The sequence below is a fragment of the Pseudomonas sp. UBA5568 genome (assembly GCF_002425525.1).
In the GTDB taxonomy this organism is placed as follows: Bacteria; Pseudomonadota; Gammaproteobacteria; order Pseudomonadales; family Pseudomonadaceae; genus Aquipseudomonas; species Aquipseudomonas fulva.
On sequence record NZ_DIMK01000038.1, the window covers coordinates 18,415 to 35,175 of the forward strand.

The window sequence follows — 16,761 nt, forward strand, 5'->3', positions numbered from 1 at the left end:
TTTGACAGGTCTTCATCTTGCAACACGGTACAACCGCGACCTCCTGAGCTAGGTCGACCGGGGCCAGCAGGGCAGTAAGCAGAAGCCGCTGTTATGAGGGGCGCGACGTCTGTGCTGCATAACCTAATGCATCAGGGAAGTCTCCGGTCTATTGGTGGTACTCAATGCCGGTTGGTGCCCAGTCCTTAGGCCCTATGTGAAAAGCCTTGATACTCGGTGATGCTGCGTCGAAAACAGCCTAGTGCGCCAGCCCGGTCGGATTGCTCATTTACAACCCGTTAAGTCGAGCCCGACTCCAACCGTTCCTCGGCTGTTTCGCCTTGCCTGAGCTTCGTCTCAAGACTGTTCACACGGAGCCTAGGCTCTCTGCGAAATCACGAAAAACCTAATCGTTGCCCCTTCAGCGCTGAGATTTTGTAGAGTCACACGCCATCAACGGAAGGGAACCCTGTGCTGGCAAGGCGCTACGAACTCGCGGACGAGGCCTGGGATGTGGTCTCCGATCTCTTCATCGAAACCCATGGCCGGGGCCGGCCGCGATTGAGCGACCCACTGATGCTCGATGGCGTCCTCTGGGTACTCTGCTCTGGGGCTGCATGGCGAGATATGCCTGAGCGCTTCGGTCCATGGTCAATGGTGTATCAACGGTTTCGGGACTGGCGAAACCAAGGGACTTTCGAGCAGATGCTCAAACGTCTGCACCTGGGATTGAATGAGCTGGGCTTGATCGATCTGCAAACCTGGAGGATCGAGTCAACCGCAGTACGCGCAACCGAGCCTCATCTGGCGCCGGGAAATAAGGGGGCTGACGAACCTGCCGATCACGCTCTAGGCCGCAGTCGTGGCGGCCTGACAACCACAATCCACATGCTATGCGACGCCAACCGGATACCGTTGCGCCTCCTTCTCTCTGGTGGTCAAGCCAGTGACTTCAGCTCCGCACAACCACTGTTGGACAAGGTCAGCATTCCGTCGAGCAAACGTGGCCGCCCGCGCAAGCGCTGCAAATGTCTGCTTACCGAAAAAGGTCACGACGCCCAAGCGCTATGCCGCTACTGCGACCCGCAGGGTCGCTTCATTACCGGTTTGATGGATGGAGGTCACAGCGGCAATACGGCCAGGCGCTGTCGATACGACGCCGGCCTGACGCCTCGGCGATACTGGACAGCATCAGCCTACTAACGGGCTCGCGTGGGCAAGTGCGGGCGACGAGTTGTTCTTCGTCGGCTCGGTGGCCCGCACGCTTCATCGCGCGCCGTATCCGGCGGATGGCAACCATCTGCAACAGGTGTCGGTGTTCGCCCGGTTACCGGAGCAACTGGGCCGACCGGACGGCCTGGCGTTGGATATCGAGCAGCGGGGCGGATTTGTATCGTATTTTTTTCAACAGGCGTGTAAGACGCCTACCGTATTAATCGCGTGCAGGGCAGCGTGTATTTCAGACCGATCAAGGAGGGTCAAGAGTGGGCTATAACTGCAAATGGCCGTGTGCATTCTTGCGGGTCCTAGTGGGGTACGACTTTTTGGGCGTTGGTTTGTCACCCGAGCTCCCACCCAGCCTTAAGGCCGAGTACTTAGAGCGTAAGGGCGCCGGCGCGAACTACCAGCTATCTAGCCACAGCGTGACGCTCGCCATCGAACTGAAGTACGAAAATATCTTTGAAGGCAAAACAGCAATCCTGAGAGGCCTTTACGTGTACTACGGTCAGGTCAGGACCATTGGGACGCGAATTCAATAGTTACAGCCTGTCCAGGATGACCGGCTTGGGGGTGAAATGGACGGTAATACGCATAAGCCCCATCGTACACCAATTGAATCGTCGGCAGGGCGGCAGTGTTGGATCGTTGGTCAGGGATCCCCCGTTTTGAGTTCAATCCAGAATCAGATAAGCGTTGCCCAACCCAGGCTGAGCGAACATCAGCGCATGTATGCTGAACAGGTAATCCTATAATGACTGCGTCTTGCGCGGCCCGCCGACTAGAAACCCTAGGGCGGTCACATTACCGAAAGCGCTGAGCATCTTCGGTTGGGGCATCCTTTGCAAACCATCCAAACCATGCCCTCAAATATGCCCCAGATGTAGCGATTAGCTGGAAGTACATTGCCCTTCGAGGCTATGACAAGGCAAAAATAATAAGCTAGCAAGCATGCGTGAAGTCCCTAGAGACTATGAGGGTTGCCAAAAAACATTTGGACATTCATTCAAATCAAATTGTTATGAATGGGAAATCGAATTTGTATCCGCAGATGTACCGCTTTCAGCTGCAGCTAACGAGTGGATTCCAGTGGAGACAACGAGGAGGGGGCGGTTCCAAATGTGCAATCTCTCGCTCATTTGCGCAACTTATGCTTTGGGCTCGTCACAGTCGCTACGCGTCGCAGCAGTCAGTGGGAGGGATGCACACGTTTTCCACTGAGGCCTGAACCAGGAAGTCGACATTTCCTGAGAAAGCCGGCTTTCTGGTTTCAGGGAACAACCTGAATGGTCAGACGATGAAGTTCACCAATCGGTTGGGCACCACGATCATCCTTCCTACGCTTTCCAGATATTTGCTCAACACAGGATCGGACAGCGCCTGGTCACGGATTGTGTCATGGTCGGCATCGGCCTGGACCAGAATCTCCCCCCGTAGCTTGCCATTGACCTGTACCATCAACTTCACTTCGTCCTGCCTTAAGGCGTCGCTGTCTGGGGTCGGCCAGACACTGTCGTAGATCGCGCCGGGGAATCCTAATGCCTCCCAGAGAACCTGGGAGATATGTGGCGTCACAGGGTGCAGCACCTGCAAGAGAATGGACATGGTTTCCCGGCAGACCTGGTGACCAGCGCTGCGGGCACTCTCCAGTACCTTGAGCATCTTCATTGCACCCGATACGACGGTATTGTATTGCAGACGCTCATAATCGTTATTGATTTGCTTCAACAAGCCATGGGTCATGAAGCGCACACGGCTGGCTTCTGAGGCGTCTGCCGCCTGGCCGTCACTTTCGCTCCAGCGAGCCTGCTCATCAACGGCAAAGCCCCAGAGACGGCGCAGGAAGCGATAAGCCCCTTCGACACCGGTGTCGCTCCAGATCGTGCTTTGATCAGGAGGGCCGGCGAAGATGGTGAACAACCGGGCGGTGTCCGCACCAAACCGGTCGATGATGTCCTTGGGCTCGACCACGTTGTTCTTCGACTTAGACATTTTCTCCACGCCACCCAGGGTGACAGGCAAACCATCTTCGATCGCTGTCGCGCTGACCGGACGGCCTTTTCCATCGTATTGAACCGATACTTCGCCGGGGTAGAACCATCGTCGGCTACCGTCCTGCGCCTTGCGGTAATAACTTTCCCGCAGCAGCATGCCCTGAGTGAAAAGATTCTTGAATGGTTCACTGAACTCCACCAATCTCTCGTCGCGCATCGCCCTTGACCAGAACCTGGCGTAGAGTAAGTGCAGCACCGCATGCTCGATGCCGCCGATGTACTGGTCGATGGGCATCCAGTATCGGTTGCCAGACCCTACCATCGAAGTGTGGCAGTCCGGATCGCAGTAGCGCATGAAATACCAGCTCGAGTCGACGAAGGTGTCCATTGTGTCCGTTTCCCGTTGCGCGGGTGCTGCACAACGAGGGCACGCGACGAGGCGGAACGATTCATGCTGCAGCAACGGATTGCCGCTTCCGTCGGGAATGCAATCGGTCGGCAATATTACCGGCAGGTCTGCGTAAGGTACTGGTACCTCACCACAGTGTTCGCAATGAATGATCGGAATCGGAGTTCCCCAGTATCGTTGCCGGGAGATTCCCCAGTCACGCAGGCGCCACGTGGTGGCTTGCTCGCCACGCCCACGCTCGGCAAGGGCGTCGACGATTGCCAGGGCAGCTTGCTCCACCGTGAGACCATCATAGGCGCCAGAGTTGATCAGGCGACCTTCCTGGCTGCCGTAGCGATCCGACCAAGCTGCAGGGTCATAAGGAGCCCCGTCGAGCGCGATGACGGGGTGTACGGGCAAGCCATACTGACGGGCAAAATCGAAATCGCGCTCATCATGGGCCGGCACCCCCATCAAGGCGCCCTCCCCATACTCACCAACCACATAATTGGTGATCCACACGGCGACCGATTCGCCGGTTAATGGATGCTCGACGTGCAAGCCGCTCGGGATACCGAGCTTCACCTGCGCGCCGGCGGCGGAACTGGTCTGTGCCGCCTGTCGACATGCCCGCACCTGCGGCTCGAGCCCTGGATCGAGCGCCGTGGCACGCTTGGCCAGCGGATGATCAGGGGAAACGGCACAAAACGTCACACCCATCAGCGTATCGACGCGCGTCGTGAACACCCACAGCTTGCCTGCGTCGATCAACTGCCCGTTTGCGTCTTCGACAGTGTGGACAAAGGCCAGGCGGACTCCACTGGCCTTGCAAATCCAGTTGCGCTGCATGCTGCGGACCATGTCCGGCCAACCCTCCAGGGTATCGATGGCCGACAGCAGTTCCTCTCCATACTGCGTTATGCGCAGGTAGTAGCCGGGAATCTCGCGTTTCTCGACGAACGCTCCGGATCGCCAACCCCGGCCATCCACCACTTGCTCGTTGGCCAGCACGGTTTGGTCGACGGGGTCCCAGTTGACGATTTGGGTCTTCTTATAGGCCACGCCCTTTTCCAACAACTTCAAGAAAAACCACTGGTTCCATTTGTAGTACTCTGGATCGCAGGTGGCGATTTCTCGTGACCAGTCGAAAGCCAGTCCTAGCGGCTGCATCTGCGACTTCATGTCGGCGATGTTCATCCGTGTCCATTGAGCGGGTGATACGCCCGACTGCATCGCGGCGTTTTCTGCCGGTAGGCCGAACGCATCCCATCCCATCGGCATCAGGACGTTGTAGCCCTTCATCCGCATGTGACGGGCCAACATGTCATTGATCGTGTAGTTCCGCACATGCCCCATGTGCAACTTTCCGGAGGGGTAGGGCAGCATGGAACAGGCATAGAACTTTGGCCGGCTTTCGTCCTGGACAGCCTTGAATACTTCATCGCGAAGCCATTTGGCCTGAGCCGTGCTTTCAACCCAGGCAGGATCATACTGCTGTCGCATAGGGGGCCTCGATATTGTTGGAGCTGGAAGACGATAAATCGCCCGGCTGGTATGTTCTTGTAAGATATCGCTCGGCCTGTTGAGCATCGCTTGCCGCAAGTGTAAGCGCTTACAGTAGGTCAGTGGCCGGCGCCCAGTGCGATAAAATATCGCTAAAACCCATTTTTGATGTCAAGCATTTATTTCGGGCAAGTAAGTCGAGCTGACAATAGTCGCGTCAAAGGCAACTATTTTTGAATTATCTAATCCTGGGGCGATGCTGGCGGCTTCAGCGTCTAAGCGTCTCGCCTCGAACCGACATCCGGTTCATAGTTTCGCTCGTTGGAGGCGGTGATCGATCTGTTTAAATTTGGCGAATAATTTGTAGGAAAAATCGTCGGAGTGCATTGGGCTTCGTTACAAAATGTTCCTCAAGTATCCTTTTGCACCGCACCCTTGTATCGCACATTTTCAAGATGTCAAAAGTAGAGGACTCATTATTCCGAGTAGCCATGAAAAAAACTGCCGTCAGCTTCTGCTTATGGCGCAGTAATAGGTGTCATTGGCATGTACCCTAGTCGGAGATGACAAGCCTTGCTGTTGCCGTTATTGCCTTCCGAGCTTCAATCTGGAGCGGCCACCTACGCCGTAATGTTGTCCAGGCGTGTCGCTGGGCATGATTTGTACTGTGTCCCACGACACCGTCACGGCAATGGCTGACAATATGGTGGGAGGGTTGTGGGGAAAGCATGGGCAGAGATGGACATCAGTCCAACCAAGAAGATCCCACTCCATGTGCTGTGGTAGGGCGTGGTGCTGAGTCACGCCCGTTCGCTGTGTTCGCTGTCTCGGCTTATTGCGTCGGCGAGTGCCATGGCAGTTGTCCGGCCGGACTATCGCCTTCATGGCGTTCTGATCAAAGGCTGTCCGGATCCCCAAAAAACATCTGAATCCTAGACCTTAACCACCGCTCCGCCGGGTCATTGTCCTGCGCCCCACGCCAGGCCATGTGCAATTCAAAGCTGCGCACGTCCAGTGGCAGCTCTTCAGCCCGCAACCCACCGGCCGCCGTCAGGGCATCGGCCGTGTAGTCGGGAACGGTGGCGACAATGTCGGTGCCGGCCAGCAGGCTGCCCAGGCCATTGAACTGCGGCACGGCGAGGACCACGTGGCGCTTGCGCCCGAGCGCCTGCAAGGCTTCGTCGATAAACCCCGACAGGTCCCCGGCGAAAGACACCAGGGCATGGGGCCGTGCGCAGAAATCATCGAGGCTGATGCTGCCCGGTACGCTGTCGGCACGCAGCAGCTTTGGCCGGCTGCGGCGCAGCACTTTGCGCTTGGCATTGGCCGGGAGTTCGCTGGTGTAGCTGACGCCAACCGAGATTTCGCCGGAGGCCAGCAGGGTGGGCATCAACAGGTAATTGACGCGTCGTATCACCAGCACGATGCCTGGCGCCTCGGCGCGTACGCGCTTGAGCAACTGCGGCAGCAGGCCGAATTCGGCATCGTCCGACAAGCCGATGCGAAACACGGCGTTGCTGGTGGCCGGGTCGAACTCGGCCGCTCGGCTGACGGCCGTGGAAATCGAATCCAGCGCGGGCGAAAGCAGGGCGAAGATTTCGTTGGCGCGGGCGGACGGCTCCATGCTGCGCCCAGTGCGCACGAAAAGCGGATCATCGAACAGGTTGCGCAGGCGCGAGAGGGCGGCGCTGATGGCGGGCTGGCCGAGGAACAGCTTCTCCGCTGCACGGGTCACGCTTCGCTCATGCATGAGTGTTTCGAACACGATCAGCAGGTTGAGGTCTACGCGACGCAGGTCGTTTCGATTCATCGGGGCGCTTCGCCAGAAAAGGAGCAGGGGTGAATATTAAGGCCAAAGGCTGGTAATCTGCACCCATCCAGGGGGCCAATAGCAGGGAAAATGCGGGGCCCAATCGATGACAGGCATGTCGACTATTAATGACCGCGGCTGGTCTGATGCGTAAAGCCCGGATAGAGTCAGTGGTAATTGATGTTTCACTAGGCGAGGTAGGCGATGTCCCGCATGATTCGGTTCCACAAGTTCGGCGCTGCGGATGTGCTCCGTTGCGAGGAGCAGGCCGAGCCGATGCCTGCCGCCGGTGAGGTACAGATCCGCGTCGAGGCGATCGGTGTCAGCTGGTACGACGTGCTCTGGCGCCAGAACCTGGCGTCCTCCCGTGCCCGGCTGCCAGCCGGTATAGGTCATGAAATGGCCGGCGTGGTGACGGCGGTGGGCGATGCGGTCGACGACATCGTGGTCGGAGACAGGGTCGCGAGCTTCCCAGCCACCAGTGCCAACGATCACCCCGTGTACGGTGACGTTATCGTCTTGCCCCGTTCAGCCATCACCCGCTATCCGGAGGTGCTGACACCGATTGAAGCGAGCGTGCATTACACGCCATTGCTGATCGCCTATTTCGCGTACGTCGATCTGGCCCGTGCAAAAAGTGGGCAGACGGCATTGGTTACCGATGCCAGTCATTGCGCGGGACCGGCGTTCGTGCAGTTGGGCAAGGCGCTTGGCCTGACGGTGTTTGCTGCGACCAAGGATGGCGAGCAACGTGATTATCTGCTCGGCCTGGGCGCTGACAGGGTGATCGTCACCGAGGAGCAAGACCTGGTGATGCAGGTAGGCAAGTACACCGAGGGTCGCGGTGTGGACATGGTGCTCGATGGCCTGGGTGGGCCGCAGATGTCGTTGCTCGGTGATGTGTTGGCCCCGCGTGGCAGCCTTGTGCTGTATGGCCTGCAAGGCGGCAACCAGACCCCATTTCCGGCCTGTGCTGCGTTTCAGAAGAACATTCAGTTCTATGTACATTGCATTGGCAATTTTACGGGCAAGCCTGAACTGGGCATCAGCCAGGACCAAGTGGCTTTGCACAGGGCGTTGCGCGATATCAACCAGTTCACGGCCGACAAGCTGCTCACCCCGCAGATCATCAAGGTGTACCCGTTCGAGCAAGTGGTCGACGCCCATCGCTACATGGATCAGTGCCCTTGCGGTGGGCGCGTGGTGCTGGACCTGATGCCTGCCTGACAGGCTGTGCGCGCAATGATGGCTCGCTTCATTAGGCGGGCGTCCACAGATCGTCGCCGACCGCATCGGGCTTGACCCGCCGATATCTATCCCAACGTTCAGCTGTCGTCGGCGTCCTGGCCGGCGGCGACTGACTGTTCCTGGCCGTTCACTCGGTTCGGCAAGTGGCCGGCGATCCTGTGCATGAATTTTATAAAAGGATAATTCCTACAACGCACCAAGACTGATACTACATAAAGTTTCAGTGTTATGGAGTTTGGGAAATATCTCGCCTCTTATCTTTGATTGAAGTCTTCAAGTTTCAAGGTCAAGCTGTCGTTTCAACAGCTCTGACTACTTTTTTTCCCCTGATCTGTATCTTCAATTCTTCTGTTGCATATCGATAATGGCGCAATGACAGTTTACGCAAGGAGCGTGATATGAGCAGGGCTGAGCTGGCTGGGCAATGGCGTGAAAAGCCGGTGTGCCATGGGTATGCGGTGAGGGCTTCCGGCGTGTGTCGACAGTGAAGATGAACTTCGTTGTGCGTGGACTGTAACGACCATTCGGAATATCCCGGCCAGGGTTGATGCCGAGTGCTTGTGCATCGACTGGCCGCATGAACTGGACGAGGTAATATCGTGACGGCTATTCACGATCAGGCAATGCATCATATTTATCGGCAAGTGCTGGAGCGCTTGTTGAATCATATGTCCCAATCACAACGTGCTTCCTTGCAGTTGTTGATTCAGCGATTGCTGATAGCTGCCGGAGGCGCTGAATATATCGGGACGTTTCGTGTATTGGCTCTGCATGGCAACGACCGCCGTAGTGCCAGATTGCTGGCCATGCTCCGGGCTGCGCAATTGAGCATCGCCACACGCGGGCCGGTCACCTTCCAGTTGCGTGTGTTGGTGATCAGTCAACCCGCTCCTGGTTCTCACACCCTGGTATGTCACGAGCGTGCGTTCAATGCCTTGTTCCTCCAGGATGATCCACGCGTTGAGCTGCTCATGGTCCAGGGTCGGGCGGTCAGACCCTTTTCGCGAGACTGGGTGCCCAGCAGGGACGACGTCCCTATGGCCAGCACTGCCATGCTGCTGTTGGGGCATCTGGCAGGGGCCAGGCCCGAGGGATTGTTGGGCGCTTGGCTTTATCTGGACCTGGCAAACACATTCGGCGAGGCCGTGCAGTTCCAAACACCTGTCGACGTGATGATCACGGCAATACCGGCTCAAGAGCGGCATCGTTTTCTGGCCTGGTTCCGGCGCATCTTGCACCTTGCCGGTGAAAGCGGCTTGCCCGAGGCGCAGCATTGCCTGGCTGCGTTGGCTGACGGGCTCGCTCAACTGGGCCAGCGGCTGGAGGGTGTTGGTGGCCAGGAAATCAGGCCGGCAGGGCGGCAGGAGCAGGTACGTACGCCACTGCGGGTCATGGCGATCGATGAGCTTCTGGCAGACTTGCTTGAAGGACAGAAACTTGAATCGATGCTCGGCAATCCGTGCGCAGTGCCGCAGGATGCCTATCCATTGGGGGCTTTCGTGGATCCTGAGGCGTTGGCGCAGGTGCACCAACTGCAGGCCCGCGCTCAGCAAGCCCAGGGGTGCAGGCCCGCATTGTCGCTCAAGCATCAGGTGGACAAACCGGGCCGGGGCCGCACTGGGCAGGTGGGCGGCGTGTTGGGGTTGAGCCACGATCAGCTGATGTGCTTGCTGTTCACACCCTTTGCTCGCAGGGGTAAGCATTTGGAGCGCTTCCTCAAGTGCCGGCATACCGACATGCTGGTGGCATTGCCCTACCTGCATCACGCCTTGCGCGGCGAGCCATGTCCACAAGCCGTGAAGGCTTGGCTCGTCAATGTCAGTGGCTTGCCTGTTGCACAGCTGCGGGCCCTGTATGAAACCAACTTGCCTGCCTCGGCCATGCGCGTGTTGAGGCACCTGGCCCGGCGTGACATCAACTTGCGTCTGCTGTGCCAGGCGCCCTTGCCGGCGCAAGGCTGCGACGTGGAGCGGCCGTGATGCCGCAGGCCCCGCATCGCGAGTTTGCCTATCGCAAGGTCTACCGGTACATCGAAGCACTCATTGATCAATCGCCGCCCGGGCAACGGCAGCGTTTGCCCTCGCTGCGAGGCCTTGCTTCGAGGCTACGGGTGTCGCTGGGCACTGTCCAGCATGCCTATAACCTGCTGGAGGAGGCCGGTCGTGTTGAGCGTCTGCCCAGGTCGGGCTACTTCGTGCACAGTGCATCAAGCAGCGAGGTGGCCCTCACGCCCCGGCAACCGCCGGTATTCGAGCCATCGCTGTTCGAGCTGAACTTGCACAATCATGAACGCCGGCTGGCGCGTCAGCGGCTGCGAGCCATGGGCTGGGGTCAGGACCCGGGCAGCGTGAGATTGCGTCAGACGCTTGCCGAGCGCTACACCCATTCCAGCAGCCGCTACTGGTGCGCCAAGGATGTGCACGTGGCGCCGGACCTCACTGCGTTGCTCGATACCGTGTGGGCAGCGCTTGAGCTCAAGCATGCGGCAGTGGTGGTTCATTCACCTTGCTGCTGGCAGCTATTGCAGGCGCTCGCTCGCACCGGGGTGCCCGTGCTTGAGGTGCCAGTGGATACTCGGGGTGATCTAAATCTGTATGCGCTGACCTGTCTGTTGGAAAGCGAGCCAGTGGGGCTTGTGGTGCTGCCCTCCTGTCTGAGCACGCCACAAGGCCGGCTGGTGACCTCGGCGGGCCAGCAGCAGTTGGGCCATCTGCTCTCGCGGTATCGGGTATGGGTGCTGGAAAGCGACCTGGACAGCGAGCTCTGTCACGCAGGCCCGCCTGTCATCCGCCAGCGAGACTGGGTGGATGTCAGGCAACTGCTGGTGGTGGGTGGGTTCGAGGCAGTGCTTGGGCCCGAGGCCCCGTATGCCTACGTGTTAGGACCGACCGGTGCCCTGACCAGAGGCTTCTGCGAACGGGCTTTCCGCTTGCCACCCTTACGCATGCAAGCGTTGGCCTGCATGTTGGACAAGGGGGAGGTGGATGCACAATGGGCCCGGCTTCGCCAGGCCCTGCAACGCCGTACCCGAACATTGGCACGCGTGCTCGCGTTACGCTTTGGGCCACAGCTGCAACTGCGCTTGCCCGACGGTGGCGGCTTGCTCTGGGCAAGGTTGCGCCAGCCTGTCCATTGGGATTCCATCAGTAAGGCCCTGGCCGGTACGCCGCTGCATGCCATGCCTGGCAAGCACTTCAGCTTGCACGGCCGCTTTCAGCATCATCTGGCCTTGGGCTGGACGGGTGATGACCCGGTAGAGCTACAGATTGCCGTCGATCGACTGGCTCAGGTCGCCGGGCACCCTTGATGACCGCCCCAGGCCTGCATCGGCCATGCTGCCAGGGCGCGAAGATGCACGGCCCGACCCGCGGCACTTGTCACACGCGCTAGTCTGTATGTATAACCAGTACCCCGTAAAGCTGCCGTCCGACCGATTTCCGTGATTGCCCATTCTGTCGAAGATCCGTTGTATTACCTGCATAACTTCCGCCAGGTCCTGTGCTGGGTGGGTCAGCGCTATGCAGACCTGCTCGATCTGAGCGAGCAGGCGTTCATCGCTACGTTCGCCGAGCTCGACGCACCTGCACAGGCGATCATGGTGCGCATGGTCATGCGCAAGGGTGAGCTGTTTCGCGATGATCGCCTGCAGTATGCCGAGGTTGGTGATATCGGGCAGGCGCTGGCACCTTTGATGGGGCTTGGCTGGGTGTGCGAGCCCGAGCACTTGACCCTGGAGCAGTTGTTCACGCTCTTGCGCAAGGATGAACTGGCGCAGTGTTTCGCAACGCAGCTCAGCCGGCCGCGTGCGGCCAAGCATGAGTTGCTGGCCGAGCTGCAAGCATTGGAGCTGGCGCCCCGTTCTTTGCGCCAATGGTTCGCCCACAGCGAACTGCGTATCGTGCAGTGGTGCCGACAGCCGGTCTGTGACCGGATCCGGCTGCTGTTTTTCGGCAATCTCTATCAAGACTGGTCGGACTTCGTGCTGGCCGACCTGGGTGTATTGCGCTTCGAGCAGGTAGCGTTCAGTGCTGACTCGCGGGCCTTGCACCAGCGCTCGGAGGTTGACCTGGCGCTAGCGCTGCACCAGTGCGCCGAGCGTCTTGAGGAGGGGGCCGATACCGCTTCGGTCCTGGCGACACTGCAAGGCTTGCACAGTGGCAATGCATGGCTGGCCAGGCGCCGGGCGCGGTTACTGTTCGCGCTGGGCCAGCAGTGTGAACGCAGGGGCGAATGGGATCAGGCCATGGCAGTGTACGCCCAGTGCGCCCACCCCCAGGCGCGCATTCGTCAAGTGCGCGTACTGGAACGCACCCAGTCCTGGGAGCAGGCCCATGCCCTGGCCTTGCAACTGGCAGCAGCGCCGGCCAATGCGCTCGAGGTACAGGCGCTGGAGCGCATGTTGCCGCGCTTGGCGCGCAAGCTTGGCGGGCCACCTCAGCGTCGCCAGCGCCTCAAGCCAGTCGAGTTGATCGAGCTGGAACTGCCCAGGGCCCACGCCGAGCTTGGCGTTGAGGAAGCGGTGCGACAGCACCTGGCTGCGTCGGGTGGCGAAGTGCACTATGTGGAAAACACCTTGTTCAACAGCTTGTTCGGCCTGTTGTGCTGGGAGGCTGTGTTCGCCCCGGTTCCAGGGGCCTTCTTCAACCCGTTCCAGTCGGCGCCCCAAGACCTGCACGACAGCGACTTCCAGCATCGGCGCAGCGACGTGTTCGAGCGTTGCCTGAGCCGGCTGGACGACGGTACGCATCGGCAAATCATTCGGGACTGCTATGCCACCAAGCGCGGTCTGCAATCGCCGTTCGTGTTCTGGGGCATGCTTAGTGAAACCCTGCTGGACCAAGCCTTGGGCTGTTTGCCGGGCGCTCATTTGAAACAATGCTTTTTGAGGCTGCTGCAGGACATCCGCAATAACCGCACCGGCATGCCGGACTTGATTCAGTTCTGGCCGGAGCAGGGCAGCTACCGCATGGTGGAGGTCAAGGGGCCGGGTGATCGCCTGCAGGATAACCAGCTGCGTTGGCTGGAATTCTGCCGCCTGCACGGCCTGCCGGTTGCGGTGTGCCATGTGCGCTGGAGCGAGGCGGCGTGAGCTACAGTGTGGCCGTACGGGCGTTGTGTGAGTTCAGCGCCAAGGTGGGTGACCTGGACCTGCGCTTCACGCCGTCGCCCACAGCCCAGGAAGGCATCGAAGGCCATCGGCGCGTGGTCGCACGGCGGGGCGCGGGCTATGAATCGGAAATCGCCTTGGAAGGTCAGTTCGAAACCTTGCGCGTGCGCGGACGCGCCGACGGCTATGACCCGGCCTGCAACCGCCTCGAAGAAATCAAGACCCACCGTGGTGACCTGGCTCGTCAGCCTGACAATCATCGCCAATTGCATTGGGCTCAAGCCAAGGTCTATGGCTGGTTGCTGTGCCAGGCGCGTGGCCTGGCAGCCCTTGATGTCGCCCTTGTATACCTGGACGTCGACAGTGATCGGCAGACGCTGATCACCCAGCACTGCACAGCGACGGATCTGCAGGCCTTCTTCGACGACCAGTGCCAGCGGTTTCTGGCCTGGGCTCACGGTCAGCAACGGCGCCTTGCGCAGCGCGACCAAGGGCTACTGGCGCTGCGTTTTCCCTATCCGCAGTTTCGTCAAGGGCAGCGACAGCTGTCTGAGACCCTGTACAAGGCCGTGAGCACTGGCCGCTGCCTCATGGCCCAGGCCAGCACTGGCATCGGCAAGACCCTGGGGACGCTGTTTCCCCTGCTCAAGGCCATGGTGCCGCAGCAACTGGACAAGCTGTTCTTTCTGACAGCCAAGACACCGGGACGCGCGCTGGCCCTTGATGCACTTCGTCAACTGACCGACACCCAGGCCCAGCCCGGCCTGCGCACGCTGGAGTTGATCGCCCGCGACAAGGCCTGCGAACACCCGGACAAAGCCTGCCATGGGGAGTCATGCCCGTTGGCGGCGGGCTTCTACGACAGGCTCCCCGCTGCACGCGAAGCCGCCGCTGCCCAGCCCTTGCTCGACCGCAGCAGCCTGCGCGCAGTGGCATTGGCCCACCAGGTATGCCCGTATTACCTGGGGCAGGAAATGGCGCGCTGGGTCGATGTGCTCATTGCCGACTACAACTACTATTTCGATGCCCACGCCTTGCTCTTCGGCCTGGCCCAGGCCAACCAGTGGCGTACCGCCGTATTGGTGGACGAGGCTCATAACCTGGTCGATCGAGGCCGCAGCATGTACAGCGCCAGCCTCGATCAGGGCCAGCTGCAGGCGTTACGCCAGCGCAAGCCGGCCGGGCTGACCACGGCGCTGGACCGTTTGAACCGGCAGTGGAATGCGCTGCACAAAGAGCAGCGCGCACCGTACCAGGCCAGTGACGTGTTGCCCCAAGCGCTGCTGCGCGCACTGCAGCAATGCATAAGCCTGATCCAGGAGCAGATGAATCAATCCCCGGCGCATACCGATCCGCAACTGCTGCAGTTTTTTTTCAGTGCGTTGCAGTTCAACCGGGTGGCTGAACTGTTCGACGAGCATTTCATGTTCGACATCAGTGTGCGCAACGGCCCACGCAACAAGCGCTATTCCACACTGTGCCTGCGTAACGTCAACCCGGCGCGGCTGCTCTCGCCCCGCATGCAGGCGGCCCGCAGCGTGACCCTGTTTTCAGCCACCCTGAGCCCCCGACGCTTCTACCACGACCTGCTGGGCATGCCGGCGGACACCGCCTGGCTCGAGGTGGCCGCACCGTTTCGCGCCGAGCAGCTGCAAGTGCGCATCGCAAGCCAGGTTTCCACGCGTTATCAGCAGCGCAGCGCCTCGTTAGCGCCAATCGTCGAGCTGATTGCGCAGCAGTACCAGCGCCTTCCCGGTAACTACCTTGCCTTCTTCAGCAGCTTCGAATATCTGCAGCAGGTGGCCGAGTTGCTGGCGCGCCAGCACGGGCAGATCCCCCTTTGGTCGCAAGCGCCAGGCATGGACGAGGGTGAGCGTCAGGCGTTCCTGGACCGGTTCGTCGAAGGCGGGCGCGGCATAGGGTTTGCGGTATTGGGCGGGGCCTTCGGTGAAGGTGTCGATCTGCCGGGAACGCGCTTGATCGGCGCATTCGTGGCCACCTTGGGCCTGCCCCAGGTCAACCCGATCAACGAGCAATTCAAGCAGCGACTTGGGCGCCAGTTCGGCGCCGGGTTTGACTATGCCTACCTGTATCCAGGTGTGCGCAAGGTCATCCAGGCCGCAGGCAGGGTCATCCGGGGCGACCAGGACCGCGGAGTGCTGGTGCTCATCGACGAGCGCTTTGCCGAACCCCGCGTCCAGCAGATGTTCCCAGGCTGGTGGCCGCCAGCGATTGCCTGACCCTACTGCTTGGGCCCGATTCCTCAACTGATGAAAAGGCGGCTTTGAGGCCCTGCGTTCGTTCTGGTCGAGCCTTTGCGGTAAGATCAGCGACCACACCGATCCGCAATCCGTTGTATTGGAGGGCGGTTGAGCGTGTCAGGTTCGCAGTGGCCTGGCCCGTGCGCTGTCTCAAAAGCCTGAGAATGGGTAGCCTGCACTCATCGCCCGCCTGCGCTGCAACACTGCTACAGGATTTATGTTTTGTCCGAACTTCCGAAAAACCCGCTCTTGCAGTACATGGACCGGCTGGCGCCCTCCAGTCAGCAGACCATGCGCTATATCCTCCAGGACGCTGCCGACCGGCTAGGGTTCGTGGACTGCAACCTGGTCGATGTGCCGTGGCACCAGCTTGAGCCTGGCCATGTGATAGGGCTGGTCGCCGCGCTGCGCAGTGATGGTTTTGCGCCCAACAGCTCGTCACTGTATGTCAATGCCATTCGCGGCGTCATGAACGAGGCCTGGCGACAGGGCCTGATCGACCACGAGCACCTGCTGCGCATGCGCGAAGTCAAACCTGCCACTGGCTCGCGACTACCGCCTGGTCGCAACCTGCGGCGCAGCCTGATTCGTGAACTGATGGATGTGTGCGCCGCTGACCCGCGCCCGCAGGGGGTTCGTGACGCCGCCATCATTGCCTTGTTGTACGGCACTGGCATGCGTAAGTCGGAATCGGTGGACATCGATCTGAACCAGGTGGATTTCGAGGCCCGCAGTTTGCAGGTGGTGGGCAAGGGCAATCACCAGCTGATCAAGTACGCCCCGCCCTGGGCCTTCGAGAAACTGCAGGCCTGGCTTGACCTGCGGCGCGCTGACTTGCCTGCCGGCGCCGAGGACGATCCGTTTCTGTTCAACCGTATCCGGCGGGGCAACCACATCACCCGGGCCCGGATCACCAAGCATGCGATCTACTACATTGCCCGCCAACGCGGCACGCAGGTAGGCGTGAAGATCATGCCGCACGATTTTCGTCGGGCCTTCATCACGCGGGTCATCGAAGAGCACGACCTGTCCATCGCTCAGAAGCTGGCGCACCACGCCAACATCCAGACCACTGCCATCTATGACCGGCGCGATGACAATGAACGTCGGCGTGCTGTGGACCGCTTCGACTACTGAACACGCCCATCCTTTGTCCTGAGGATGGCAGACCCTACGCCCATGGCCACGAGCACCTCAATAGCGCTCGTGGTTGCCCCTGCCTAGTGCACGCGATATCGGGCTGCCCGATGCGG

Annotated in this window: 9 protein-coding genes and 1 pseudogene; 8 read left to right on the forward strand and 2 right to left on the reverse strand. The window is 60.0% G+C overall.

Annotated features, from left to right (window positions below; translation table 11 throughout):
* Positions 1-453: 453 nt before the first annotated feature.
* A pseudogene (locus B2S33_RS11475) lies at positions 454-1,062 on the forward strand (IS5 family transposase); the annotation flags it as partial.
* 169 nt (positions 1,063-1,231) lie between these two features.
* Positions 1,232-1,474, forward strand: a complete 243-nt coding sequence (locus tag B2S33_RS11480) for a hypothetical protein (protein WP_280076738.1) — start codon at positions 1,232-1,234, stop codon at positions 1,472-1,474.
* A gap of 1,013 nt (positions 1,475-2,487) precedes the next feature.
* Here B2S33_RS11480 and leuS read toward each other — a convergent pair.
* Together leuS and B2S33_RS11490 are read right to left on the reverse strand one after the other, a co-directional pair.
* Positions 2,488-5,082, reverse strand: coding sequence for a leucine--tRNA ligase (gene leuS, locus B2S33_RS11485; protein WP_288650311.1), 2,595 nt, complete (start codon positions 5,080-5,082; stop codon positions 2,488-2,490).
* Between the two features lie 895 nt (positions 5,083-5,977).
* Positions 5,978-6,892, reverse strand: a complete 915-nt coding sequence (locus B2S33_RS11490; protein ID WP_104926110.1) for a LysR family transcriptional regulator — start codon at positions 6,890-6,892, stop codon at positions 5,978-5,980.
* A gap of 204 nt (positions 6,893-7,096) precedes the next feature.
* Here B2S33_RS11490 and B2S33_RS11495 point away from each other — a divergent pair, with 204 nt between their 5' ends.
* From B2S33_RS11495 to B2S33_RS11520, 6 genes are all read left to right on the forward strand, one after another.
* On the forward strand, positions 7,097-8,119 hold the full coding sequence (locus B2S33_RS11495; RefSeq protein ID WP_288650314.1) for a zinc-dependent alcohol dehydrogenase family protein: 1,023 nt from the start codon (positions 7,097-7,099) through the stop codon (positions 8,117-8,119).
* A gap of 620 nt (positions 8,120-8,739) precedes the next feature.
* The gene (locus tag B2S33_RS11500; protein ID WP_288650315.1) at positions 8,740-10,119 is read left to right on the forward strand and encodes a hypothetical protein; all 1,380 of its coding nucleotides are present in this window, start codon (positions 8,740-8,742) and stop codon (positions 10,117-10,119) included.
* Positions 10,119-11,447, forward strand: coding sequence for a GntR family transcriptional regulator (locus B2S33_RS11505; RefSeq protein WP_288650316.1), 1,329 nt, complete (start codon positions 10,119-10,121; stop codon positions 11,445-11,447). Before B2S33_RS11500 ends, B2S33_RS11505 begins: the two co-directional genes overlap by 1 nt.
* A 132-nt stretch (positions 11,448-11,579) precedes the next feature.
* Positions 11,580-13,229 carry a VRR-NUC domain-containing protein gene (locus B2S33_RS11510; RefSeq protein WP_145281133.1) on the forward strand — a complete coding sequence of 550 codons (1,650 nt, stop codon included), beginning with the start codon at positions 11,580-11,582 and terminating at the stop codon, positions 13,227-13,229.
* Positions 13,226-15,487 (forward strand): ATP-dependent DNA helicase, encoded by a 2,262-nt coding sequence (locus B2S33_RS11515; RefSeq protein ID WP_145281131.1) that lies wholly within the window; start codon positions 13,226-13,228, stop codon positions 15,485-15,487. The genes B2S33_RS11510 and B2S33_RS11515 overlap by 4 nt, the downstream gene beginning before the upstream one ends.
* 243 nt (positions 15,488-15,730) lie before the next feature.
* Positions 15,731-16,645: a site-specific integrase gene (locus B2S33_RS11520; RefSeq protein WP_027915530.1), complete on the forward strand. Its 915-nt coding sequence runs from the start codon at positions 15,731-15,733 to the stop codon at positions 16,643-16,645.
* Positions 16,646-16,761: the final 116 nt, after the last annotated feature.

Coding starts and splice junctions, on each gene's coding strand:
- B2S33_RS11505 (WP_288650316.1), top strand. CDS start 10,119: ATGCCGCAGGCCCCGCATCGCGAGTTTGCCTATCGCAAGGTCTACCGG.
- B2S33_RS11495 (WP_288650314.1), top strand. CDS start 7,097: ATGTCCCGCATGATTCGGTTCCACAAGTTCGGCGCTGCGGATGTGCTC.
- leuS (WP_288650311.1), bottom strand. CDS start 5,082: ATGCGACAGCAGTATGATCCTGCCTGGGTTGAAAGCACGGCTCAGGCC.
- B2S33_RS11490 (WP_104926110.1), bottom strand. CDS start 6,892: ATGAATCGAAACGACCTGCGTCGCGTAGACCTCAACCTGCTGATCGTG.